This window comes from Streptomyces filipinensis (assembly GCF_014649495.1).
Taxonomy (GTDB): Bacteria; Actinomycetota; Actinomycetes; order Streptomycetales; family Streptomycetaceae; genus Streptomyces; species Streptomyces filipinensis.
Genome location: NZ_BMTD01000009.1, coordinates 240,644 through 264,539, shown reverse-complemented (window position 1 = coordinate 264,539; position 23,896 = coordinate 240,644). Strand labels below are relative to the sequence as shown.

Annotated in this window: 21 protein-coding genes and 1 tRNA gene; 8 read left to right on the top strand and 14 right to left on the bottom strand. The window is 72.6% G+C overall.

From position 1 onward, the window contains the following. Positions 1–85: 85 nt before the first annotated feature. On the top strand, positions 86–340 hold the full coding sequence (crgA, locus tag IE244_RS21690; protein WP_031164269.1) for a cell division protein CrgA: 255 nt from the start codon (positions 86–88) through the stop codon (positions 338–340). A gap of 292 nt (positions 341–632) precedes the next feature. Here the strand turns inward: crgA and IE244_RS21685 are convergent, their stop codons facing one another. Together IE244_RS21685 and IE244_RS21680 are read right to left on the bottom strand one after the other, a co-directional pair. Next, positions 633–1,523: a rhomboid family intramembrane serine protease gene (locus tag IE244_RS21685; RefSeq protein ID WP_191875197.1), complete on the bottom strand. Its 891-nt coding sequence runs from the start codon at positions 1,521–1,523 to the stop codon at positions 633–635. A 121-nt stretch (positions 1,524–1,644) separates the two neighbouring features. After that, positions 1,645–2,175, bottom strand: coding sequence for a peptidylprolyl isomerase (locus IE244_RS21680; RefSeq protein ID WP_191875196.1), 531 nt, complete (start codon positions 2,173–2,175; stop codon positions 1,645–1,647). A gap of 280 nt (positions 2,176–2,455) precedes the next feature. Here IE244_RS21680 and IE244_RS21675 point away from each other — a divergent pair, with 280 nt between their 5' ends. Next, complete coding sequence (locus IE244_RS21675) at positions 2,456–3,157, top strand: DUF5324 family protein (RefSeq protein WP_191875195.1); 702 nt, start codon at positions 2,456–2,458, stop codon at positions 3,155–3,157. A gap of 110 nt (positions 3,158–3,267) precedes the next feature. Here IE244_RS21675 and IE244_RS21670 read toward each other — a convergent pair whose 3' ends face one another. Further along, a complete protein-coding gene (locus IE244_RS21670; RefSeq protein ID WP_191875194.1) occupies positions 3,268–3,426 on the bottom strand; it encodes a hypothetical protein in 159 nt (52 codons plus the stop codon). A gap of 158 nt (positions 3,427–3,584) precedes the next feature. Here IE244_RS21670 and IE244_RS21665 point away from each other — a divergent pair, with 158 nt between their 5' ends. Further along, on the top strand, positions 3,585–4,628 hold the full coding sequence (locus IE244_RS21665; protein ID WP_191875193.1) for a helix-turn-helix transcriptional regulator: 1,044 nt from the start codon (positions 3,585–3,587) through the stop codon (positions 4,626–4,628). Positions 4,629–4,634: 6 nt separating this feature from the next. Here IE244_RS21665 and IE244_RS21660 read toward each other — a convergent pair whose 3' ends face one another. The 8 genes from IE244_RS21660 to blsE form a co-directional block, all read right to left on the bottom strand. Beyond that, positions 4,635–5,756: a hypothetical protein gene (locus IE244_RS21660; protein ID WP_191875192.1), complete on the bottom strand. Its 1,122-nt coding sequence runs from the start codon at positions 5,754–5,756 to the stop codon at positions 4,635–4,637. Further along, positions 5,753–6,280 (bottom strand): nucleoside 2-deoxyribosyltransferase, encoded by a 528-nt coding sequence (locus tag IE244_RS21655; RefSeq protein ID WP_191875191.1) that lies wholly within the window; start codon positions 6,278–6,280, stop codon positions 5,753–5,755. The genes IE244_RS21660 and IE244_RS21655 overlap by 4 nt, the downstream gene beginning before the upstream one ends. 1 nt (position 6,281) lies before the next feature. Next, positions 6,282–7,565 carry an MFS transporter gene (locus IE244_RS21650; protein WP_191875190.1) on the bottom strand — a complete coding sequence of 428 codons (1,284 nt, stop codon included), beginning with the start codon at positions 7,563–7,565 and terminating at the stop codon, positions 6,282–6,284. Next, positions 7,562–8,119 carry a non-canonical purine NTP pyrophosphatase gene (locus IE244_RS21645; RefSeq protein ID WP_191875189.1) on the bottom strand — a complete coding sequence of 186 codons (558 nt, stop codon included), beginning with the start codon at positions 8,117–8,119 and terminating at the stop codon, positions 7,562–7,564. The genes IE244_RS21650 and IE244_RS21645 overlap by 4 nt, the downstream gene beginning before the upstream one ends. Beyond that, on the bottom strand, positions 8,116–9,165 hold the full coding sequence (locus IE244_RS21640) for a GNAT family N-acetyltransferase (protein WP_191875188.1): 1,050 nt from the start codon (positions 9,163–9,165) through the stop codon (positions 8,116–8,118). The genes IE244_RS21645 and IE244_RS21640 overlap by 4 nt, the downstream gene beginning before the upstream one ends. Next, positions 9,162–10,403 (bottom strand): aminotransferase class I/II-fold pyridoxal phosphate-dependent enzyme, encoded by a 1,242-nt coding sequence (locus tag IE244_RS21635; protein ID WP_191875187.1) that lies wholly within the window; start codon positions 10,401–10,403, stop codon positions 9,162–9,164. Before IE244_RS21635 ends, IE244_RS21640 begins: the two co-directional genes overlap by 4 nt. After that, entirely contained in the window at positions 10,394–12,439 is a 2,046-nt protein-coding gene (locus IE244_RS21630; RefSeq protein ID WP_191875186.1) for a hypothetical protein, read from the bottom strand. Before IE244_RS21630 ends, IE244_RS21635 begins: the two co-directional genes overlap by 10 nt. Positions 12,440–12,509: 70 nt before the next feature. Beyond that, positions 12,510–13,496 (bottom strand): cytosylglucuronate decarboxylase, encoded by a 987-nt coding sequence (gene blsE / locus IE244_RS21625; RefSeq protein ID WP_191875185.1) that lies wholly within the window; start codon positions 13,494–13,496, stop codon positions 12,510–12,512. 458 nt (positions 13,497–13,954) lie between these two features. Here blsE and IE244_RS21620 point away from each other — a divergent pair, with 458 nt between their 5' ends. Next, entirely contained in the window at positions 13,955–17,083 is a 3,129-nt protein-coding gene (locus tag IE244_RS21620; RefSeq protein ID WP_191875184.1) for a class I adenylate-forming enzyme family protein, read from the top strand. A 46-nt stretch (positions 17,084–17,129) separates the two neighbouring features. Further along, positions 17,130–18,755 carry an ABC-F family ATP-binding cassette domain-containing protein gene (locus tag IE244_RS21615; protein WP_191875183.1) on the top strand — a complete coding sequence of 542 codons (1,626 nt, stop codon included), beginning with the start codon at positions 17,130–17,132 and terminating at the stop codon, positions 18,753–18,755. 53 nt (positions 18,756–18,808) lie between these two features. On the opposite strand, the gene IE244_RS21610 is transcribed toward IE244_RS21615, so the two are convergent. After that, positions 18,809–18,881: transfer RNA gene (locus tag IE244_RS21610), tRNA-Ala, on the bottom strand. A 182-nt stretch (positions 18,882–19,063) separates the two neighbouring features. Between IE244_RS21610 and IE244_RS21605 the strand changes: the two genes are divergently transcribed. Together IE244_RS21605 and IE244_RS21600 are read left to right on the top strand one after the other, a co-directional pair. Further along, the gene (locus IE244_RS21605) at positions 19,064–19,612 is read left to right on the top strand and encodes a helix-turn-helix domain-containing protein (protein ID WP_191875182.1); all 549 of its coding nucleotides are present in this window, start codon (positions 19,064–19,066) and stop codon (positions 19,610–19,612) included. Between the two features lie 196 nt (positions 19,613–19,808). Further along, positions 19,809–21,299, top strand: coding sequence for a serine/threonine-protein kinase (locus IE244_RS21600; RefSeq protein WP_191875181.1), 1,491 nt, complete (start codon positions 19,809–19,811; stop codon positions 21,297–21,299). Here the strand turns inward: IE244_RS21600 and IE244_RS21595 are convergent. Both IE244_RS21595 and IE244_RS42095 read right to left on the bottom strand, forming a co-directional pair. After that, complete coding sequence (locus IE244_RS21595; protein WP_229854259.1) at positions 21,263–22,552, bottom strand: hypothetical protein; 1,290 nt, start codon at positions 22,550–22,552, stop codon at positions 21,263–21,265. The two genes, IE244_RS21600 and IE244_RS21595, sit on opposite strands and share 37 nt — an antisense overlap. A 328-nt stretch (positions 22,553–22,880) precedes the next feature. Then, the gene (locus IE244_RS42095) at positions 22,881–23,009 is read right to left on the bottom strand and encodes a DLW-39 family protein (RefSeq protein ID WP_003999697.1); all 129 of its coding nucleotides are present in this window, start codon (positions 23,007–23,009) and stop codon (positions 22,881–22,883) included. 349 nt (positions 23,010–23,358) lie between these two features. Between IE244_RS42095 and IE244_RS21585 the strand changes: the two genes are divergently transcribed. Next, positions 23,359–23,715, top strand: a complete 357-nt coding sequence (locus tag IE244_RS21585; protein ID WP_191875180.1) for a DUF6344 domain-containing protein — start codon at positions 23,359–23,361, stop codon at positions 23,713–23,715. Positions 23,716–23,896 lie beyond the last annotated feature (181 nt).

Genomic DNA, 23,896 nt, shown 5'->3' with positions numbered 1-23,896 from the left:
CGTCATGTTGGCCCCTTGTACGCTGCCCCGAGCCCTGACCCAGTTCCCTGCGCGGCCACGCAGCGCATCGACAGGAGAGACCCTCGTGCCGAAGTCACGTATCCGCAAGAAGGCCGACTACACGCCGCCGCCGGCGAGGCAGGCGCAGGCGATCAAGCTGAACAGCCGTGGCTGGGTCGCCCCTGTCATGCTGGCCATGTTCGTCATCGGCCTGGCCTGGATCGTCGTCTTCTACGTGACCGACGGCTCCTTGCCCATCGACGCGCTGGACAACTGGAACATCGTGATCGGGTTCGGCTTCATCGCCGCCGGCTTCGGTGTCTCCACGCAGTGGAAGTAGCCCTCGTAGTAGCCCTCGTCGGCGCCGCCGCGGCACCGCTGCGGCCCCTGCGGACACCTCTGCCCAGGGCTATCCACTGAGTTATCCACAGCCGTTTTCCACATGGGGAAAAAGAACGACCATCTGTGGATAACTCCTCGGGCGTTGACGCCGGTGTGACTGGCCCACCGTCCCCCATACATCTGTTCGCCCCCTGCCTGAGCTGCGGAAACGCATCCGAGCGACAGGGGGCGCAGCTGTGTCCGCACGGGGTGCACAAGATCCGCCACGCGCTGTGGACAACGGTTCGGTATCAGGTGAGCTGTGCGGTCCTGACCAGCGTGAGAACCACCACGACCGCGAGGACGACCGCACAGGCGCCGTACTGCACCAGGGTCCGTCTCTCGCGCGGGGCGTGGATCATCGCGTAGCCGACGGCGACTCCGGCGACGAGGCCGCCGATGTGGGCCTGCCAGGCGATGTTGAAGCCCGGGCTGAAGGTGATGATCAGGTTGATCACCAGCAGGGCGACGAGCGGGCGCAGGTCGTAGTTGAGCCGGCGCATCAGCACGCCGGTCGCGCCGAAGAGGCCGAAGATCGCCCCGGAGGCGCCGAGGGAGGGCTGGTTGGGCGCGGCGAGCAGATAGGTGAGCGCGCTGCCGGCGAGGCCCGAGAGGAAGTAGAGGGTGAGATAGCGGGCGCGGCCGAGGGCCGCTTCCAGGGGGCCGCCGATCCACCACAGGCTGAGCATGTTGAAGAGGATGTGGGCGTAGCCGCCGTGCAGGAACATCGCGGTCAGCAGGCGGTAGTACTGGCCCTCGGCGATGCCCTGCACCCCGGGGAGCAGGGGGGTGTAGGCCTGCCCGATCAGCTCGAAGCGGTTGGTGAAGCGGTCGCCGACGGCGATCTGCACCAGGAACACCGCGAGGTTGACGCCGATCAGCATCTTGGTGAGCAGCCGGGGGTCGGCCGTGACCGTGCCGCCGGCGACCGTGCGCGGCCGGGAGGCGGCCGGCGGGTGTCCGGTGCCGCTGCCGCCGCGTACGCACTCGGGGCACTGGAAGCCGACGGAGGCGCTGACCATGCAGGCGGGACAGATGGGGCGCTCACAGCGGGTGCAGCGCACGCCGGTCTCGCGGTCCGGGTGGCGGTAGCACACGGGCACGTCGTGGGCCTCGTGCGTGCCGGGTGCGGCCTCTTCCATCTGATCCCCTTGCTCGTCGTGGTGCTGCCCCCGGCAATGCCCCGCCCCGCTCATCCTTGGTACGGACGAGCGGGGCGATTGGTTCCCTGCGGGATGTACCGGCCAGGGTGCGGTGGGGGGCTCAGCCCTCGCGCTTCTCGACGACGACCGACTCGATGACGACGTCCTTGGCCGGGCGGTCGTTGCGGCCGGTGGGCAGGCCGGCGATGGCGTCGACGACCTTCTGGCTGGCCGCGTCGGTGACCTCGCCGAAGATGGTGTGCTTGCGGTTCAGCCACGTCGTCGGGGCGACGGTGATGAAGAACTGCGAGCCGTTGGTGCCCGGGCCGGCGTTGGCCATGGCGAGCAGGTAGGGCTTGTTGAAGGACAGGTCGGGGTGGAACTCGTCCCCGAACTTGTAGCCGGGGCCGCCGATGCCGCTGCCCAGCGGGTCGCCGCCCTGGATCATGAAGCCGCTGATGACACGGTGGAAGATCGTGCCGTCGTAGAGCGGGGTCTTGCTCTTCTCACCCGTGCCGGGGTGCGTCCACTCGCGCTCGCCCTGGGCCAGCTCGACGAAGTTCTTGACCGTCTCGGGCGCGTGGTTCGGGAAAAGCTGGACCACGATGTCACCGTGGTTGGTCTTCAGGGTGGCGTAAAGCTGCTCGGCCACGATCTGCCTTCCGTTGTCTTCCTGTGATGCCCCGATCCTCGCACGACCCGGCTCGTACGTCGTCCGACAGCCACGAGTTCCGCCCGGAACGCGGCGCCGGGCGGTGATTCGTGGCAGGGTCGAGACAGGCTCGGGTTGCCCGGTAATCACCTGGATCGAGCCGAAGGGAGCGATCGGCACCCATATGCCCGCCCTCGCATGCCGCGCGGACCGCGGACAGGCATGATCCGTAAAAGGGTGGAAAGTCGAAATACCGTACGCCACCGAGGAGGAGGAACCCGTGACCCGCATCGACAGCGTGCGCGCCGCGACCGGCTCGGCAAAGGACAGCGTGCTGCACGCCGCGGAAGTGGTGGCGCCCTATGCCGACACGGCCAAGGAGCGTGCCGCGCTCTACGCGCAGGAGGCACGCGTACGGCTGGCGCCCGTGGTCTCGCAGGCCGCCGAACAGGCCCGCGTGCAGTACGACGCCCGGCTCGCCCCGCGTCTCGAACAGGCTCTCGCGCATGTGCCGCCGAAGGTGGACCTGGCGGCTCAGAAGGCCGCCGTGCGCGCCCGTAAGGCGGCCCGGCACGCCGCCGAGTACTCGCGTCCCAAGATCGAGCAGGCCGTGGCCGCGGCCGGTCCGGTCCGCGACGAGGCGGCCGCGCGCGGCGCCGCCGCCCTGGCCGCGCTGCGCGGCCATGTCTCGGCGGAGGAGATCCAGAAGCTGGCCCGCAGGAACGAGCGCCGCTCCAGGGCCGGCCGGGCGGTGAAGGCGCTGGCGCTGCTGACCGTGCTGACCGGTGGTGCCTTCGCGGCCTGGAAGTGGTGGGACAAGCAGGCCAACCCCGACTGGCTGGTCGAACCGCCGGCCGCGACGGAGGTGCCCGAGTCGGGTGGCCGGCTCGGCTCGGTGGACGGCAGCGGCACCTCGGTCCTGGACCCCGAGGTCCAGGCGAAGCAGGCGGAAGAGGAGTCGGCGGACCGGGACGACCAGTAGCGGACCGGCCCGTGCGCGCCCAGGACCAGCCCAAGGCCCCTCCCGTCACCTCTCGGTGGCAGGAGGGGCCTTGTGGGTTTCGGACAGGCGCGACGCCGGTCTGTTCTCGGTCAGTGGCCCACGGAGGTCCGCGCGACCGCGTTCCAGCCGGTGTCCGACGCGACGGTGTGCGCGGCGGACCGGCTCGGGACCGCGCCGTGGCCCGCCGCGCCGAGCAGGGCGAGCGCGCAGGTCACCGCGGTGAGAACGGTCGTCAGAAGCTTCTTCATGGTTTCCCCTCCAGTGGTCCGTGCGCCGTGGGCCGTCGGTGCGGAGCGGCCGGTTACGGCGACAGACGTCACTTTGCTGCCGAGGGGGACTGGAATCCATCGTTTACCGGTGGCTTAAAGTTGCCTGACCACAAGGGCACATGAATATTTACGGACAGATGGAACAGAACGATCCGGATGAACTGGAAGCGTTCACCCTCGACGAGACCTCTGCTCGCGTGTATCAGCAGACGCTGGTCCTGGGCTCGTTCGACGAGGACGCGCTCATCGACCAGTGCGCGCTGCGCCGCGACCAGCTGGTCGCGGCGCGCGACACGCTGGTCCGGCTCAGGCTGCTGCATGCCGACACCGCGGACCCGGCGCGCCTTCGTCCCTCGAATCCGCAGGTCGCCGCGGCCCAGCTGACCGGCCCCGCGGAGGCGATGGTGCAGCGCCAGCAGCGGCTGATCTCCCAGCTGCGCAGCCAGCTGGTGTCCCTGATGCCCTTGTACCTGGAGGGGCGGCGCGCCCAGGGGACGGAGTCGGTGATCGACGTCGTCAACGATCCCTCCGACATCGGGCGGATGCTGGACGCGGCGGCCCGGGACTGCCGCGAGGACCTGGTCACCGTGCAGCCCGGCGGTGCCCGGCCGGCGGAGACGCTCGCCGAGGCGCTGCCCCGGGATCTCGCGATCCTGGGCAGCGGGGTGCACATGCGCGTGCTGTACCAGCATCCGGCGCGGGCCAATCTGCACACCCGGTCGTACGTGCGTGCCATCAGCGAGGCCGGGGCCGAGGTGCGTACCGTCGACGAGATCTCGCAGCGTCTGCTGATCTTCGATCGCAAGGTCGCCTTCGTGCCGGGGCCTCGTCAGGCGGAGGGCGTGCCCCCGGCGGCCATCGTGCGCGAGCCGAACCTCGTGGCGTTCCTCTACGGCGTCTTCGAGCAGATGTGGAGCGGTGCCACTCCCTTCGAGGTCGAGGCGGAGGGGTACGACGGCGTGTCCGACCAGCTGCGGCTGTCCATCCTGCGGCTGATGGCCACCGGCGCGAAGGACGAGGTGGTCGCCCGGAAGCTGGGGATGTCGCTGCGGACCTGCCGTCGGCACATCAGCAACATCATGCGGGACATGGGGGCCGAGAGCCGGTTCCAGGCCGGTGCCCTCGCGATGCGCTCGCGCTTCCTCGACGACGGTGACGACCGGGACGCGTTCGCCCTCTGAGCCGGGCTACAGCCGTGCCAGGACCGCCTTCGCCACGTCCGCGGCACCGTCCAGTGCCCCGAGCAGCCGCGTGACCCGGTCCTGTGGCAGGGGCGCGGTGCGCTCCAGGAGCAGCGCGTCGAAGGCGTCGGGGTCCGGGGTCCGCCCGGAGGCATAGGACTCCGCGACGGTGTTGCGGACGATCTGGGAGCCGACGCGTTCGGGCACGTCGTGCCCGGCGAGCCAGTCGAGCGCCTCCGAGTCCCAGTTCAGCCCCGGGATCCCGGTCTCGGCGAAGGCGCGGGCGATGCGCACCTGCGAGTAGTTCTGCGGGGGCAGGAAAGCGAGCGGGACCCCGGTGGAGAGCAGCTCGATGATCGTGGTGAGGCCGGGCGAGGCGAGGGTCCGGCCGGAGGCCGCGGTGGCGGCCAGGAAGTCCCGTTGCGCGCCGGAACCGATGCGCAGGGGGGCGGGAAGACCGCCGGCCCAGGCGATCGCCTCGGTGTTGCCGAAGACCTCCACCTGCCGTGCCTGCCCGGGCCTGCGCCGGGCGAAGTCGCCAAGCGCGTCGACGACCAGGCGGGCGTACCAGGCGTTTCCGGCCGCGACGCTGACCTCGAAGTTCTCCACCCCGGCGATGGAGACCACCGTGGTGTCCGGGGCAGGAGCGGCCGGCGGGCGGGCGGGCCGCGCCGGGGCGGCGGGCGCGTCGGCGATGGCGCCGACCGGTATCGCCTCGCGCATGGGGGCGATGTTGCGTTCCGGTACCGGCAGGACGGGCAGGTCCTGGTAGAGGTAGCAGTCGCAGAAGGCGCCGACGGGCAGGGGCTCGTCCCACAGCCAGGCGAGGGAGTCCACGAAGACGACCCGTTCGCCGCGGTCCGCGGCGGTGGCGGCGGCCGCCCGGTTCATGACGCAGACGACGAGGTCGGCCCGGTCCTCGGGGGCGCTGTCGTGGACGGCGTCGAACAGGCCGGGTTCGGCCGTGGCGGCGAAGTGCGCCGGTGCGGTCAGTTCCAGGTGGAGGCCGCCGGGTGCGGCGGCGCGGATCGCCCGGGCGATGTGCAGTGCCTTGCCGACCGGGCCGAAGCCGTAGGCCACGGGTGCGATGCGCACGCGGGGGCCGGGGCGTTGCCGCGACGCGGTCATGCCGTCCTCCTCAGCGCCGCCAGGCACTCGGCGAGGGCCGTGGGGGACTCCACCGCCTCCGTGAGGTCCATGAGCTGGACGGGGAAGGCGTCCGGGAGTCCTCTGAGGAACGGGCTGTAGCGGTCGATCCGCGCCGTCTCCACGAGGAGGACGGCCGGGGTGCCGAGGGCGGTGGCCCAGCCGACCTCGACCCCGGTCCCGAGGGACGGCACGAGGGTGCCCTGCGGGTCGAGCGGGAGCAGCGGGACGTAGATGTCACACTGGCGCAGCCAGCCGAAGTCCCGTCCCACGATGCCCTGCTGGGCCCCGGGCGGCAGCGGCGCGAACCCTTCCTCCTGGTGGGCGCTGATGACGCGGGCGCCGGCGGCCGTCAGATGGCCCACGACGCTGTCCACGCGGTGGCGCAGCACGGGATCGAAGGTGCCGTCGGTGAAGCCGGCCTTGATCGGGCCTCCGACGAAGACCGTCAGGGACGCGAGCGGCCGTGCGGGGCCGGCGGGGTGTGCCGGGGCGAGTACGGTCATGTCAGTTCTCCGTTGCCTGGGCCACGAGGACGGGTTCGCCGACGGGGGTCTCGGGCGCGGACGCCGTGGCCGGCTCGTCCGCGCCGTCGCGCAGGGTGCGCACCTGGCGCACGCAGAGCTGACCGGTCACCCCCAGGGCCACCCATGCCGCACCGAACACCAGAAGAGCCTCCGTTCCGAACATGGCCGTCAGGGGGGCGGCCAGCAGATAGCCGACCGGCGTCAGTCCGCTGGTCAGGGTGAAGTCCCAGGCGCTGACCCGGCCGCGGGCCTCGTCGGGGACATGGCGTTGCAGCAGGGTGGACCACACCGTGCCGAAGAAGCCGACGGCGCAGCCCTTGACGAGTTCGGCCGCCACGATCGCCGCGGTCCAGTCGGTCAGGCCGAGCAGAAGGGGCGGCAGCACGCCCGTGTACATGATCGCGGTGCACACCAGCATCGGCCGGCGGGGCCGGTACCGGGCGGCGATCGCCGGGCCGAGCAGGGTGCCCACGAGGAACGCGGTGCTGATGGCGGCCCACGCGGGAGCACCGCCGAGGCGGTCCTGTGCGACGACCGGGCCGAGCAGGAAGAACGGGGCGACGGCCAGCGGGAGTTCGAGCGCGGAGCGCAGCAGCTCCGCGAGCAGCCAGCGCCGGGAGCGCACTTCCTGCCAGCCGCCGCGCAGGTCGCGCAGCATCGAGCCGCGCCCCGCACCGGAGTCCGGCCGCGAGCGGACGGTCATGCGCAGCACGCAGGCGGCGCTGAGGAAGAACGAGACTCCGTCCAGGGCGACGACCACGCCGGCGTCGAGCAGGGCCACGATGATGCCGGCGAGCGGGGCACCCGCGAGGTAGCAGGCGTTGCGTACGGTGCCCATGACGGAGTTGGCCGCCTGGAGGTCGCCGTCGCCGACGGTCTGCGGAACCAGCGCGGACACCGAGGGCACGAACACCGACCGGAAGACGCCGTACAGGACGTTGAGCAGGACCAGTTCCCACAGCGTGGCGTGTCCGGTGAGCAGGAGCACGGCGAGCAGTGCCTGGCACAGGCCCCGGGCCAGGTCGGAGACGGCGAGCAGGCGCCGTCGTTCGAACCGGTCGGCCCACACGCCGCCCAGCAGGCTCAGCGCCACGGTCGGGATGGTGCCGGCGGCGAGGACGAGACCGAGGTCGGCGGCCGTGCCGCCGGCTTCCAGCACCACGAAGACCAGCGCGACGGGCTGCAGTCCGTCGCCCACGGAGGTGATCGTGTAGGCGGAGAACAGCCGCCGGAAGTCCCGTAGTTTCCACAGGGTCCTGATCACGCCACGGCCTCCTGGAGCAGGTCGGTCACCCGGTCCGCGGCCAGTGGCAGGAGGTCGTGCAGGCACCGCCGCAGGGCCGTCTGCTCGCCGGCGGCGAGGTTCGTGAGGGGCAGGCCGTCGGAGCACAGCGCGCCGAGCGGGTCGTCGACGACGGTGCGCCGGTCGGTGCGCAGCACGGTGGTGGTGCCGTCGGGGGTCCACAGGGCCAGGCAGTGCACCACGGTGACCGAGGAGCCGGGCGTCAGCCGGGCCACCTGGCGCGCGGGGTCGCCGGCGGCGAGCCAGCGCCGGGTGAGCGCGCCGGGTGCGCCGTCCAGGCAGCCGAACTCGTAGCCGCAGTCGTGGGCCAGGGCGAACGGCAGGCCGTGGCGCAGACCGACGGCGGTGGCCTTGGCCACGGCGGCACTGCGGTATCCGGGCTCGGCGCGTTCCTCGGCATCGCCGGGGTCGTAGCCCGTGACGCGCCAGCCGGGACCCGCCAGCGACTGGATCCTGGCCACCTTGGTGGCGTTCCCGGACGCGAACGGCAGCTCGGGGGCGGGGCCGCTGGTCACAGGGTCCTCCCCAGCACGAAGGAGTCCACCCCGGCCTTGTACGCCTCCCGCAGCTGTGCCTCCAGGTGGAAGCCGTGCGCGGTGAGCCGCTCCACGGTGTCGCGCTCCAGCTCGGGGACGATCGCGTACAGCCGGTGCCGTCCCATCTGCCGGGCCGCGTGCACGGCGTGCTCGACGAGTTCCAGGAGGGCACCCTGGTGGTCCGCGACCAGCGGGGAGATCTTCGCCGCGCCGCCCCGCTTGGGCACCAGGACGGCCGCGCCGCACAGCGCGCCGTCCGGCTGCCGGGCCACGAGCAGGCGTTTGCCCTTGCAGGCGTAGGTCTGCCGGTCCTCGGACAGCGCGTCGAGGATCGAGTGCACGAAGGTGCCGTCGATGCCGGCGAACCCCTCCCGCATCCGGGGGGTCAGATAGGCCTCCAGCTCCTGGGCGCCGGGCGGGGTCTCGCTGACCTCCACGCCGCCCGCGGGCGCCGGGGCCAGCCGCCGCCCGTACGGCAGGTCGCTCAGCCGTCCGCCGCGTACGACCTTGCCGAGGACCAGCTCGGACGAACCCTTGCGGTACTGGCCGGCCAGGACGCCCTCGACCTGGTAGCCCAGTCCGAGGTTGAACAGCAGGGTCCGGGTGTTGCCCGAGGTCACGGTGAGGTAGAGCTTGCGGATGTGCTGGTCGTCGAGGATGCGGTCCTCCACCAGCCGTCGGAAGGCGGTGCCGAGGCCGGTGCGCCTGAGTTCCGGAAGGACCACCGTGGGGCCCATCTTCACCGCGCCGCCCCGCTTGTAGGAGGCGACGGTGAAGGCCTGGGTGCGTCCGTCCACGCGGCCGACGAACAGCCGCTTGGTCCGGGTGAAGTAGCCGTGGCGGTCGGTCCCGGCCGTCGCGGTGTCCACGATCGAGTCGGGGAAGGAGGCGTCGACCTCGTCGTAGTGGGTCGGCAGCGAGTCGAGCAGCAGCGATCGGAAGAGCTCCGCCTCATCGGGCCGTATCCGCTCACTGATCGTCAACTGGCCCTGAACCGAGGTGGTTTCGTACGGTGCGGTCGTCACGTGTTCCCCTCCCTGAAGATCTTCGCCGCGCCTTCGGCGACGGCTCGCGTCCTGGCCTCGCCGGGCGCGGGGCGGATGCCGAGGACCGGGCCGAGGGCGTCGGCGTCCTCGGCGATACGGCGTTCCCGCTCGCCCCACACCCCGAGCGCGCCCAACTCGGCGGCGACCCAGGGGAACTGGGAGAGCGTGTGGTACGACCAGGCCGGGCAGCCCTCGGCCACGAGGGCGTCCAGCAGGCGTTCCTCGTGCGCGGTCCACTGCGGGCCGGGCCGGAACAGCACGTCGTAGAAGTTCTGGGTGCTGTCCGCGGGTTCGGGCACGGGGCTCAGGTCCAGCGCCGCCAGGTGCCCGGCCAGGTCGCGTCCCGCCGTACGGCGGCGCTCCCAGGCCTGCGGGGCCACCCGGGCCGCCGCGAGTCCGGCCGCGGCCTCCACCTCGGTGGTCATGAAGTTGTAGCCGGGTTCCGCGGGCATCGGGTTGAGCGGGGTGCCGGGGTGGACGCTGCGGTGCTCCTTGCCGTAGTGGGCGAGGCGGCGCAGCCGGTCGGCGAGCTGCCGGTCGTCGGTGGTGACCATCCCGGCCACGCCGGCGGTGTGCACCTCGTTGTGCGAGGTGGTGAACGACCAGCAGGCGCCGAGCCCGTCCGTGCCGACCTGCCTGCCCCGCAGCAGCGTGGCCTGGGCGTCGGCGGTGTCCTCCACCACGGTGAGGTCCGGCCGCTCGGCGAGGAGGCGCGGCACGTCGAGGGCGCGCCCGGTGGCGTGCACGGCGACCAGGACCGCGCCCCGGGGGACCTCGGCCACCGCCCGGTCCACGTCGGTCATCAGGGTCTGCGCGTCGACCGCCATCAGGAACGGTACGGCTCCCATGGACAGCACGCAGCTGAGGACCGAGTGGAAGGTGAAGTCCGGTACGGCGACGACGCTGCCGCGCCGGACCCCCGCCGCGTGCAGCAGGAGCTGCAGCGCCGCGGTGCCCGAGGAGCACATCACCCCGTGCCGGGCTCCGACCAGTTCGGCGAAGGCGCCCTCGAAGGCCTTCTGGCGGGGCCCGCCGTACCAGACGAAGGCCCGGTCCTCCCGCATGATCCGGCCGATGTCGTCGGCCAGCGCGGCCCGGTCCACCAGCGGCGGGGCCGGTGTCGCGGTGACGGCGCGGGGTCCGCCGTTGACGGCCAGCGCCGGGTCGGCGAGGGCGGCCTCGGGGGTGCGCGCCCGGGGGGTGGCGGTCAGTTGCACGGCGCGCACCCCGTCCCGGCGGCCAGGCGCTCCACACCGCGGCTGTAGGGGCCGAAGAAGAGGGCGTGCAGCGGAAGCGGGATGTCGAGCAGCTCGGCGAGCCGGACCACCTTCTCCTGCTGCGGGCGGTAGTAGTCCTCGATGACGTTGAAGACCGCGGTGGTCTCGCCCCGGTGGAAGCGTGCGGTGAGGACCTCCGTGTAGGCGTCGAGGAAGGGGGTGCGGCCGGGCTCGTCGACCACCTTGGTCCACGGGTCGTCGTACATCCGCTCGAACCCGGTGCGCAGCTGCTCACGTGTGAGGGGGTCCGGGGCGGCGTCGTACGCCGCTGCCATGCGTCCGTGCAGGTCGTCCCGCTCGGCGCCGGTCTCCTGCCAGAACACGTCGGTCAGCTGCTCGCGGGCCGCGCGGTACATGACGAGTCCGACCTCGAAGAGGACGCAGCCGTTGCGCATCTCGCCGTGCAGGTCCTCGATCAGCTCCAGGCGCAGGTCCGGTGCCTCCAGGTAGAGGTTGCCGCCCACCTGGTTCAGCCGGTAGCCCTGGCCGTCCCGCTGGAGCGCGCGCCGCAGCACGTCGTGCGCGACGGCGCGGGGCAGCGGGCTGGACTCCAGGATGAGGTCGTCCACGGGGATGTTCCGCTCGGCGAACAGCTCTCGGTAGCGGCCGAAGGCGAAGCGGTTGAGGACGTGGTCGTCGTCGACCATCGCGGCCACGTCGACGGACAGCGGCGTGGCGCCGCGCTCGGCCGCGTCGCCGAGGAGCTCGACGAACCGGGCGCCGAGGTCGAGGCCGCGCAGCTGCGCGGGCCCCATCTCGCGGTCGGCGTGCACATGGCCGCACTCGATGGACAGGTGCAGGCCGCTCGCGCCGTCGAGGAGCGAGCCGGCGAACTCCCGCAGCGTGTCGTCGTAGTCGCGCGAGGTGGGCTGGGCCAGGCGGGTCAGCGCCCCGCTCTTGCCCAGGGCGTACGGGGCGTCGCCGCACAGCCGGCCCAGGCTGGAGCCGAGGTCGACGCGGCCGGTGCGGCCGGGCCGGTTCAGCTCGTCGGCGAGGTTCGCCAGCGCACCGATGCCGGGCTCGGTGGTGAGCAGCAGCCAGGCGCCTTCCGGCATCGTGACCGTGGCGTGCGCCAGGCGGGTCCGGTCCTGCCCCAGGGACTGCGCCTGGAGGGTGCCCTGGTCGACCACCCGCTGCCGGAATCCGTCCCGGGTCAGGACGGCCCACGAGCCGCTGCCGGCCGCCCAGATGTCGGCGAGCACCTCGCCGTCCTCGGTCAGATGGAGCGTCGAGGCGATCACGGACGCCGGGGCGGCGCCCTCGACGAAGGCGGCGTAGTCCAGCAGGCCCAGCGACACCGGCATGGGGTGGCGCACCAGGTTGCGCTCCAGCGCCGCCAGGACGTCGGCGGCCTGCGCGCTGTCGGCGCCGGCGGCACAGGCGACCGCGACCGGGTACTGACTGCGCTCCAGGCGGGCGCCGTCACCGCTGGCCGAGACGAGCTTCTGCTCCACGGAGGACAGGTCCTGCCAGTGCAGCGGGCGCGCCCCGCGCATCATGAGCCGTTCCTGGAGCAGGACGAGCAGGCGCTCGGCGGCGCCCAGCGTGCCGCCGTGCAGCAGGTCGCGCCGGGCCTTGATGGTGATCCGGCCCTCGCGCAGCGACTCCAGGTCCATGATCCGGTCGAAGTGCAGCACCTCCTGGCGGATCTCCGCGCGTGCCGCCTTCTCGGCCTCGTCGGCGCTCAGGTCCTCCGGCAGACGGCCGAACTCCAGGATCGCGTCGAGGCAGTTGAGGAGCCGCTCCTCGTCGGGGTCCGCGGCGAGGACCTCCTCGATCAGGGCGGCTCCGCGGCCCGGGGCGGTGATCTCGGCGGCCACGTGGAGGCGCTTGAGCAGGTCCCTCGCGTGTTCCTCGACCGTCTCCGCGGGAAGTTCGGCGAGGACGCCGGCGTCGACGGGGGTGAAGTTGCCGAGCAGCGCCGACACCGCGGCGGCTGAGAGAGCGGCGCGGGGGGCGGCCGTCATGACGGACATTGCGTGTCTCCTTTGAACCGGGAATGAGTCGTGAACCGGGGAAGGGGCCGGGTGGACCGGTCGGTGGGCGTCAGTAGGCCCAGGCGGGCACGTCGGAACCGGCCGCCACGACATCGCTGTAGCGGGCGGACGCCGCGTTGCAGCCGGTGCACGAGGCGGGGCCGTGCGCCGCGAAGTGCTGCTGCATCTCGCGCAGCCGCGGTGTGCCGAGGTCGACGACACCGCCGGTACGGAACCGCGCGCTGTTGCTGCCGCCGTCCGTGCGGTGCGGAAGGCACGCGCACACGAAGGCGCTGCCGTCCTTGGCGTCCAGGTAGACGACGTCCTCGGCGGCGAAGCAGCGGTCCTGGGAGACCCGGGGCGTCACGCCCTGCGCGAAGTAGCGGTGCTGCTCCTCGGCGGTCTCCCCGTACCACCGCTTTCCCATGGGCCGCAGCCGCTCGTGTGCGTAGATGCGCTCCCCGACGCGGCGTACGTCGTCCTCGTCGGGATAGGTGGGCATCTGGGACAGCTTGAGCGCGGACAGGTCCCACTGGTCGACGCCCAGGTCCGCCAGGAACTCCTGCAGTTCGGGCATCTCGCGGTAGTTGTGCGGCCCGACCACGCTGTTGACGCGGCACATGATTCCCAGGGACTTGGCCAGCTTCAGGCCCTCCACGGCCCGGTCGAAGCAGTTCCTGGCGTCCCGGAAGAGGTCGTGGCTCTTCGCGTCCATGCCGTCGATGCTGACGACGACCAGCGACAGGCCGGCCTCGGCGAGCGCGTCGGCCATCCGGGGCAGCAGCATGCCGTTGGTGATGAGGCTGACCTGCAGGCCGGCCTCGGCGGCGGTGCGCACCATGGGCAGGATCTCCCGGTGCATCAGCGGCTCGCCGCCGGTGAAGCGAAGGTAGCGGACCCCCTCTTCGAGAGCCTTCGGAACCAGCTCGGAAAGGTCCTCGTTCGTGAACCGGTAGGTATCCCGGGAGTGGGCGAAATCGCACATGAAACAGCCCGCGTTACAGGCCTCCAGTATGCGGATGAACAGGTATCTGGGTCGTTCGGGAAGCGTCGTCATTACGAACTGTCCTGTGGATTCGGCTGGGAATTCCTGAACGCTAGGCGAGTCCTTTCCCGCAATGCCATGCCCGCACGGTGGCCAGTAGTTGCCTGACCGCATGGACACTGCGCAGGAGTGGCCAGGTCATTTGTTGCCACCGGCCGGCTCTGGACCGGCGGGCACGGGCTCTCGTAGCGTCTGGGACATCGCCGGAAACGCCGGTGGCAGCGAGAAGTAAGGAGCGTGACATGACCAAGGTGAACAGCTGAGAAACCCGGAAACGACCACCCGGGAAACGACGGCAGAGAAAGGAGATGAAGCACCATGACCAAGATGAACACCTGAGGACTCACCGTCCCGACATCGCTTCCACGGAAGCGACATTTTTCGCCGGTCCCGCCGCGCATCAGCGGCGGGACCAGCGGTGCTCCGGCCCCCTTTTCACCGCTCTTGCCCACGTCATCGAGGTAATTCCCATGCGTGTCGTCCCTGATCTGCTCGCCCGGCGTACCGCGGCCGCCCCGGACCGGACCGCGCTCGTCACGCCGGACGGCGAAAAGCTCACCTACGCCGACTGGTACGACCGCACCCTGCGCGCGGCCGACGCCCTGCTGGCCCGCGGCCTGACCCCGGGCCGGCGCGTCGCCCTGGTGATCAGGGACCGGGACATCCTCGACTTCGCCGTCGCCTACCTGGCCGTCCAGCTGGCCGGCGGGGTCCCGGTGATCGCGTCCGCGCGCTGGTCCGCCCATGAACTCGCCGGCCTGCTGCGGGAGGCGCACGCCACCGGCGCGATCACCTCGGCCGGACTGCCCCGGCCGGAACTGCCGAACGCCTGGCACTGCACCACGCCGGAGCTGATCACCCAGGGCCGCCGCACGGAACCGCCGGACGCGGCCGGACCCGACGACCTGGCACAGATCCTGTTCACCTCCGCGACGACGGGCCGCGCCAAAGCGGTCGCCGCGACCCACCGCAACCTGGTGGACGCCTTCCGGGACCGGGTCGTGGACGACCCGGCGGAGCTGGCGCGGGGCGAGGTGTTCGTGCACGCGCTGCCCCTCGGCACCAACGCGGCCCAGTCGATGCTCCTGACCTGCCTCACCGAACCCGACGTCACGGTGGTCCTCGACGGTTTCGAACCGGAGGCCTTCTGCACGGCCGTACGCACCCACCGGGCCACCGGGACCCTGATGGTGCCGGCCATGGCCCACGCCCTGCTGTCCTTCACCGGCCCGCACAGCGACGACCTGGCATCCCTGCGGGTCCTCGGGCTGACCGGTGCGGCCACCCCGCCCCCGACCCTGGCCCGGCTGGCCGCGCTCTGCCCCGAGGCCACGATCAAGAACTTCTACACCTCGACCGAGGCCTGGCCGGTCGGCGTCAACACCGAGTACGACCCGGCGCGCCCGCACTCCGTGGGCCGGCCGGGCGACGCGGACACCCTGCTCGTCCGGCTGCCGGACGGGACCGCGGCGGCCACGGGACAGACCGGCGAGGTCATGCTGCGCGGGGGCGCCGGGGCCGGCCGCGGCTACCTGGGGCAGGGCGACGGCTTCGCCGAGGACGACGGCTGGGTGCACACCGGAGACCTCGGCCGCCTGGACGAGGAGGGGTATCTGTACCTCGTCGACCGCTCCTCCAGGATCATCAGCTCCGGAGGCTTCAAGATCGCCCCGCAGGAGGTGGAGGAGGTCCTGCTGCGGCACCCCGCGCTCGCCGACGCGGCGGTCTTCGGCATCCCCCACCCGGTGCTCGGCGCGCTGCTCGTCGCCGCCGTCGTACCCGACCCGGCGGCGGGCTTCACGGCACCGCCCGGCGAGCGGGAGCTGCGCGACCACGTGGCCGCCTGGCTGTCCCCGGTGAAGGTGCCGCACCGGTTCCTCACCTTCGACCGGCTGCCGCTGACCGCGGGCGACAAGGTCGACGTCCGCGCGCTGCGGGCCCGCTACGAGGAGCTGCGTCCGCTGTACGAACCCCCGGTGGGCCCCACGGAGCAGGCCGTCTGCGCCGTCTGGCAGCAGGTGCTGCCGGTCGACCGCGTCGGACGCAAGGACGACTTCTTCGAGATCGGCGGCGACTCGATCACCGCCGTCCGCGCCACCGCCCTGCTGGCGGAGCGCCTCGGGGTGGAGCTCGCCCTGTCGGCTCTCTACGACAGCCGTACGCCCGAGGCCCTGGCCGTCGCCGCCCTCGAGGCCGCCGGCCGGACGCCGCACCCCGGGGACGCCCCGGCCGCGGAGCCGGACGAGACGGACCTGCCCTGCTCACCGCTTCAGACCAAGGTCTGGGAGGTCGCCGAGATCACCGGTGCGGGCGGGCGCGTCGCACCGCCCGCGACCAACGTCCACCACTCCGTGCTCCTGGACGGCCCCCTCGACCCGGCCCGGCTCCAGGCCGCCGTGCACCGCCTGTGCGCCCGGCACGCGATCCTGCGCACCGTGTTCACCGAGCGCGACGGCCGGGTGCGGCAGCAGGTCACCGGCACCGCGCGGCTGGCCCTGCGCACGACCGCGCTGCCGCAGGCCGCGGACGCCCGCCACCCCGCGCTGGCCGCGGCCGTGGCCGAGGCGGACGCCACCGCCTTCGACCTGACCGCCGGCCCCACCGCCCTGCTCGCCGTGTTCCTCCTCGGCGACGGAACCGCCCTGCTGCGCTGGGTGTTCAGCGCGAGCGTCGCCGACGGATGGACCACCGGCCTGCTGACCCGGGACCTGGCCGAGCTCTACCGGGACCCCGAACGGGACCCCGTGCCCGCGCCGTCCTTCGGCGCCCACATCACCGCGTGGGAACGGCTGCTCGCCTCGCCCGAGGGCGAGCGGCGCCGCACCCACTGGTCGCGGACGCTCGCCGACGCCGTCGCACTGCCCGCCTTCCCCGGCGGCAGCACCGACGCGCCCCTGCTCATGGACCGCAGCAGCGCGTTCGAACTGGAGCCGTCCCGCGTCAACGAGGTCAAGGCACTGGCCCGATTCCTGGGAGCCACGCCGTACGCCGTCTGGGTCGCCGCCTACGCGGTGGTCCTCACCGCCTGGACACCGGCCGCCCCCGTCTCGTTCTTCGTGCCGGTCCTCGGCCGCCCGTGGAACGGATCCGACGAGGTGGCGGGGCCCTGTGCGGCACAGAGCGCGCTCCGGTTCGCACCGGGGGCCGACGACTCGGTCGAGGGCCTCGTCGGCAACGTGCGCGACCGCCTGGTCGAGATGCAGCACAACCTGCTGCCGACCCTGCGCGGCGCGGCCGGTGTGGAGATCGACCAGCTCGGCACGATGCAGTTCGTCAGCCTGGCCGAGGACGTGTCGGACCCCGACTTCGGGGACCGCCGGGTGCTCCCGGCCCCGGACGGGTCCCGGCCCGGCGGGGAACTGCCCGAGGACGGCTGGCCCGGCTGCGCGCTCGCCGCGCACCTGGGACAGCGGACCGACGCCGACGGCCGCGAGAGCCACCTGTTCGACCTGTGCCACGACAGCCGGGTCCTGCCCGACGGCCCCGCGTTCCTGCGCGCCCTCGACGCGGTCCTGGCCTTCGTCACCCGCTCCCCGCTCGGCAAGCTGTCCGAGGCCCGGGCGGCGGCCGTCGACGCCTGGCACGCCACCAGCGCCTGACCTCCCTGCCCCGCACCAACCACTTCTGTCTGCATACGAGGAACACGTGGGACATCTCGAAGCCTCGCGCATCGCCCATCTCCTGCCGGACGGCACGCCCCTGCTGTCGGAGGCCTCCTTCCGGGTCGGCGAGGGCGCCAAAGTGGCGCTCGTCGGATCGAACGGATCCGGGAAGACCACGTTGCTGCGCATCATGGCCGGTGAACTGCAGGCCCACGAGGGGACGGTCGTGCGCAGCGGCGCACTGGGCTACATGCCCCAGATGATCGGCGCGCTCGGCGACGACGTGACGGTCGGGGACCTGCTGGTCTCCGTCTCCGCGCCGGCCGTCGCGCAGGCCGCCCGCAGCCTCGCGGACGCCGAGGACGCGATGATCCTGGAGGACACGGAGAGCGCCCAGCTGCGCTACGCGCAGGCCCTGTCCGACTGGGGGGACATCGGGGGGTACGAGGCGGAGGTGCACTGGGACGTCTGCACCCGTGCCGCACTCGGCAGGTCCTTCCAGGAGGTGCGCCACCGCTCGGTGACCACACTCTCCGGCGGTGAGCAGAAACGCCTGGCCCTGGAGGCGCTGCTGCGGGGCCGCGACGAGGTGCTGCTGCTGGACGAGCCCGACAACTACCTGGACGTCCCCGCCAAGCAGTGGCTGGAGCAGGCCCTGCGCGAGACGCCGAAGACCGTGCTGTTCATCTCCCACGACCGGGAGCTGCTGACCCGGACCGCGGACCGCATCGTCACCGTCGAAGGCGGTTCCGTCTGGTCCCACGGAGGAGGGTTCGAGGGGTACCACGAGGCCCGCCGCCGGCGCCACGAACGCATGGAGGAGCTCCTGCGGCGCTGGCAGGAGGAGCACAAGCAGCTGAGGACCCTGGTGCACACGCTGCGCGAGCAGGCCCGCATCTCCGACGACATGGCCTCGCGCTACCGGGCCGCGCAGACCCGCCTGCACAAGTTCGAGGCCGCGGGACCGCCCGAGGCGCCCCCGGTGCGCGAGAGCCTGTCCATCCGGCTGGCGGGCGGGCGCACCGGGGTCCGGGCGGTCGTCTGCGAGGGCCTGGAACTCACCGGCCTCACCCGGCCCTTCGACTGCGAGATCCACTACGGCGAGCGGGTCGCCGTCCTCGGCGCCAACGGCTCCGGCAAGTCACACTTCCTGCGTCTGCTGGGCGGCGCGGAGGTGGCGCACGGCGGCGACTGGCGGCTCGGCGCCCGGGTCGCGCCCGGCCTGTTCGTGCAGACGCAGGAACACCCGCACCTCGCCGCGCGCACCCTCGCGGAGATCCTCTGGGCGGAGCACTCGTGCCAGCGCGGCCAGGCCCTGTCCGCGCTGCGCCGCTACGGCCTGCACAAACGGGCCGACGACGCCTTCGGCGTGCTCTCCGGCGGGCAGCGGGCACGCTTCCAGATCCTGTGCCTGGAACTGAGCGGTGCCACCCTGCTGCTCCTGGACGAGCCCACCGACAACCTGGACGTGGACAGCGCCGAGGCCCTGGAGGAGGCGCTGTCGAAGTTCCAGGGGACGGTACTCGCGGTCACCCACGACCGCTGGTTCGCCAGACAGTTCGACCGCTTCCTGGTCTTCGGTTCCGAAGGGACCGTGTACGAGTCCACGGAACCGGTCTGGACCGGCCAGGGCGCCCGCGCGCGGAGACAGCTGCGCCCGGTGGGCTGAGGAAAAGACCCCGCCTGTCCTGCGTTTTCGCAGGACAGGCGGGGTCCGGGCGGTGGAGCCTAGGGGAGTCGAACCCCTGACATCCGCCATGCAAAGACGGCGCTCTACCAACTGAGCTAAGGCCCCGGAAAGCAGCGGCCGGCCGGAGGAATCGTCTTCCGGCGGCGCCGCAGACCAGAGTACCGGGTCACCCCCGGTATCCCGCAAAAAGATTGGGGGTCCCCGCGGATGACCACTCTCCGTAAGATGCTCGGCGTGGTTCGCTACAGCGAACCGCGGTTTTTCAGGGGAAGCGATGGGGAGACGCAATGGACGCCGCACAGCAGGAAGCCACCGCGAGAGCGCGGGAGCTGCAGCGGAACTGGTACGGGGAGCCGCTGGGGGCGCTCTTCCGTAAGCTCATCGACGATCTCGGGCTGAACCAGGCCCGGCTCGCTGCGGTCCTGGGGCTGTCCGCTCCGATGCTCTCGCAGCTGATGAGCGGCCAGCGTGCGAAGATCGGCAATCCCGCTGTGGTGCAGCGGGTGCAGCTGCTGCAGGAGCTGGCGGCCCAGGTCGCGGACGGCAGTGTCAGCGCCGCCGAGGCGACCGAGCGCATGGACGAGATCAAGAAGTCACAGGGGGGCTCCGTGCTCAGCAACACCACCCAGACCACGAGCGGTTCGGGCGCGCCGACGGTCAAGCGGGTGGTCCGCGAGATCCAGTCGCTGCTGCGCTCGGTGGCCGCCGCGGGCGACATCATCGACGCCGCGGACAGCCTCGCCCCGAGCCACCCCGAACTGGCGGAGTTCCTCCGGGTCTACGGCGCCGGCCGCACCTCCGACGCCGTCGCGCACTACCAGTCCCACCAGAGCTGAGGCCCCCGGCCCGGCGCACCGAAGGGGTGCGGGCGCCGGGCCGGGGTGCCGCACCACGAGGGGGAGGGGCTCCCGGCCGCGCGGCGCCGGTGCCCGGACCGCGTGGGACCGGCGTGACAGGGGGGAACGGCGGGGTAGGGGGAAGCAGGGGGCCGGAGGCGAGCCGCGGGTTCAGGGGGAGGAGCGAGGGGCTGCCATGGGTGAGGTGTTCGCCGGACGCTACGAGCTGGCCGATCCGATCGGACGCGGCGGCGTGGGCGCCGTATGGCGTGCCTGGGACCACCGCCGGCGGCGTTACGTGGCCGCGAAGGTGCTCCAGCAGCGCGACGCCCATTCCCTGCTGCGTTTCGTGCGGGAGCAGGCCCTGCGGATCGATCACCCGCACGTCCTCGCCCCGGCCAGCTGGGCCGCGGACGACGACAAGGTGCTGTTCACCATGGACCTGGTCGCCGGCGGCTCACTGGTCCACCTCGTCGGCGACTACGGCCCGCTGCCGCCGGCGTTCGTCTGCACCCTGCTCGACCAGCTTCTGTCCGGCCTCGCCGCCGTCCACGCCGAGGGCGTCATCCACCGGGACATCAAGCCCGCCAACATCCTCCTCGAAGCCACCGGAACCGGCAGACCGCGGCTGCGGCTGTCCGACTTCGGCATCGCCATGCGGCTCGGCGAACCCCGGCTGACGGAGACCAACCTCGTGGTGGGCACGCCCGGTTATCTGGCGCCGGAGCAGATGCTCGGCGCCGAACCCGACTTCCCGGCCGACCTGTTCGCCGTGGGCCTGGTCGCGCTGTATCTCCTCGAAGGCGCCAAACCCGACGTCAAGGCGCTCGTGCAGTACTTCGTGGAGAAGGGGACGCCCGGCCCGCCCCAGGGCATACCGGAACCGCTCTGGCAGGTCGTCGCCACGCTGCTCCAGCCCGACCCGGCCGCCCGTTTCCGCACCGCGACGGGTGCGCGCAAGGCCCTCGCCTCCGCGGCGGAACTCCTGCCGGAGCCGGAACCGGACGACGAGTCCATCGAGATCTTCGACCAACTCCCGCCGATCCCGCCCGGGTTCGCCGCCGAGGGCCCCCTCAGGAGAGCGTCCGGCGTGGCGCTGGGACTGGCCGAGGACGCGGATCCCGGTGCCGGCACGGGTACCGACGCCGGGGACGCGGCCGGCGGGCGGGCGGACGCCGACAGCACCGGCTCCCTCTCGGACACCGGCAGTTTCCGTCTGCCGCCGCCCCGGGAACCCTCGGCCCCCGAGCCGTACCCCGCGTCCCGGACCAGCGCTCCCTCGGCCCCCGAGCCGTACCCCCCGTCCCGGACCGCCGCTCCCTCCCCCCGCCCGCCGTTCGTCCAGCAGCCCCCGCCGCCCGCTCAACCTCCGCTCCACCAGCCGTACTTCTTCCCCGGCGCCCCCTCCCGGGGCCAGGCGCCCGGGCACCGGGCCGACACCTCCACCGCTTCGTACACCGCTCAGGACGCGCAGCTCCCGCCTTCGGCCCCACCGCTCCACGGCGCCCCTGCCTCGACCGCCCCCGCCTCGGACGTACTCGCGCCGCCCGCCCCCGCCCCAAGACACCGGGCACGCCGTGCGAGCCGGCGGCGCTGGGCCGGGCCACCGGCCAGGGCCGCGATCCCGCTGCTGCTGCTGGCGCTCGCCTGCTACGCCGTGGGCTTCTGGGCGCTGACCCGCCTCTGAGCCCGCCGGGCCGCCACCGTCCAGCCGGCGAGCACCGCCAGCAGCACGGTCCCCAGGCCGATCCCGCCGACCGCGACCAGCCTCATCACACGGTCCGTGCCCCCCGCGGTGCCGGTGAGCACCGCCGCCCGGTCCTGCTCGGTGACCCTGAACACGTCACCCGGTACGGGCCGCCCGGCGTACTCCGGCCCCGCGTGGGCCCGCCCGGCCACCCGGACCCGCAGCGTCACACCGAACGGACCCTGCCCGAACGTCCCGGTCAGCTGCTCGCTGAGGTGCAGGACCAGGTAGTAGTCGCCGGCGAAACGGACGGAGTTCACGGCGGCGGGCGCGGCGTCGCGGTTGGCGTACTCCACCGGCGGCAGCGGGGCGAGCACGGCGGACTTCCGGGTGCCGGTGTAGCCGAGCGCGACGTCCTCGACATAGCCGCGGACGGGGTTGTAGAGGGACAGGTTCAGGGCCCCGCCGACATAACCGTGGCCCTGGGCGTCGCTCAGTTCGGCGGAGGCGTTCAGGTCCCGGCCCCAGTCGACCGGCACCTTGTAGAACCGCGTCTCGCCGGGCACGAGCGCGGTGCGCCAGACCCCTTGGCCCAGCGGGCGGGCCGCGGCGAACCCGGTGCCGCCGGGGCGGTCGCGGGCCGCGCCGGCGAGCGGCTCGGGCGTGGCGGAGTCCCAGGCCGGCGGCGGTGAGCCGGTACCGGCCCGGGCCGGGCGCGGTTCCGTGACGGGCGCGATCTCCAGGGCCCAGCGCCGGGCCGGGGCGGCCGTGCCGGAGCCCTCGGCGTCCAGACGCTGGACGAGCACGTAGTACGTCCCGCCGCCCCGGCACAGCCCCTTGCCGGCCTCCCGCTGCCCCAGCGCGGTGACCGGGCGCGCGCTGAGCCCGGCGCCGAAGCGGGCGGAGGCGAAGGAGCAGGGGGTGCCGCGCGCGTCCCGGACGGACACCCTGATGCCGTCGGTGGCGGAGACGGTGCTGTGCGGCGGGGGTACGGCGGTGACGGGGACGTACGCCGTGTCGGCGGCCGTGAGGTCGAGCCGGTAATAGAGGCTGCCGTTCCTCGCCAGGGAGCTGCGGTAGGTACGGCCGGGGTCCAGCCGTTCGGCCGTGGCGGTGCCCGCCGCGCCCGCGACGGTACGGGCGCCGGGCGCGAAGGCGTACGACGGCGTCCCCGTGTAGGGGGCCGCGGCCGCGGTGCCCACCGGCAGGGCGAGCAGTGCGCACAGCCCCGGCACCAGGGCCCTTCGTGGCACGCCGGGGACCGCCCCGCGACCGTACCGCCGCCACCACGCCGTACGCCGCCCTCGCCCCCGCACCTGCCGCCCTCCCCGTCGTCACCGTGCGGCCGGCGCGCTCGCCGTGCCGGATCGCGTCCCATCCTGCCCCGAGCGTGCCCGCGCCATCCGGGCAACGCGTGCGGCCGTCCGAAACGCCCGGCAACGCCCCCGGGGCGTCCGCGCGCCGGCCGGGCGCTCCCCGGAACGCCTACCGCACCCCACCGGCTCCCGCAACACGAGGGGTAAGACACAAAACCCCGACCGCGAGGGCGGTCGGGGTCTGTTCAGACTCTGTTGTCGGCACTCACGAACCCGTGGGCACGGAGTCAGTCGCCTCCGTCCACAGATCCTGCTCGGCGCGATCCGCCTGGATCTGGCGGTACACGAGGAGCCCGCCGATGGCGGCCAGTGCGACCAGGAGCAGCTTCTTCACCGCGCGACCTCGTCTTTCCTTGACGTAGGGGACCTCTGGCGCCCGACTATACACACCGACCGATATCGATCGGTGACCTGCGCCGGGCCTCAACTCCCGCCTCCGGCAGCGCATTAGGGCAGGTCCGGCACCGTTCCGATCGGAGGGTGATCACACCTCCACGGACGGTTACTTTGCCCCCTTTTCGCACGCCCTCACGAGGCTTTGCGGGTTTTCCGACCGCCTTGCGTCCATCCGAGTGGTGTTCATCGGAACATCGCCGCGTCACGGGCGTCGGTCCACCACTTCGCAGCGCGCATACACATCATGAGGAAAGTACGCAAATCGCCCAACCCGAAAGTGAGGGGCCATGGCCGAGAACAAGGTCATGAAGCTGTGGACCGCCATCGTCACCGCCTTCTTCGCGCTCTGCTCGGCGCTCGGACTCGTCGCCGCCTCGTCCGCCACCACCGCGGCGGCCGCACCCCGCAACGAGAACCCCCGCACCGGCACCGCGCACCGGACCATCCCGGCGGCCCCCACGATTCCGGCGACACATCACTGGGCCTGGTCCCACGGCAGGGCCCTGCCCCCCACGATGAAGCAACGCATCCGGGCCGAGGCCCACGGAAAGTCCCCGAGCTGCCGGCACCGGCCCCTCGCCGACGGACAGGCGGAGACCGTGACCATCCCCGAACAGGCCTCGGCGGCCAGACTCGACTGCTGAGGCTCCCGCCTCCGCAGTACCGCAACGTCTCGACACCAAGGCGACTTGCGTACGCACCAGTCGAAACGGAAAGACCCCCGGCCGGGATCGGCCGGGGGTCTCGCGCTGTTCCCCCCGGTGAGCTGTAGTTACCTGGGACCATGACCGACACCCCCAGCACGCCTCCGCATCAGGTGGCGCG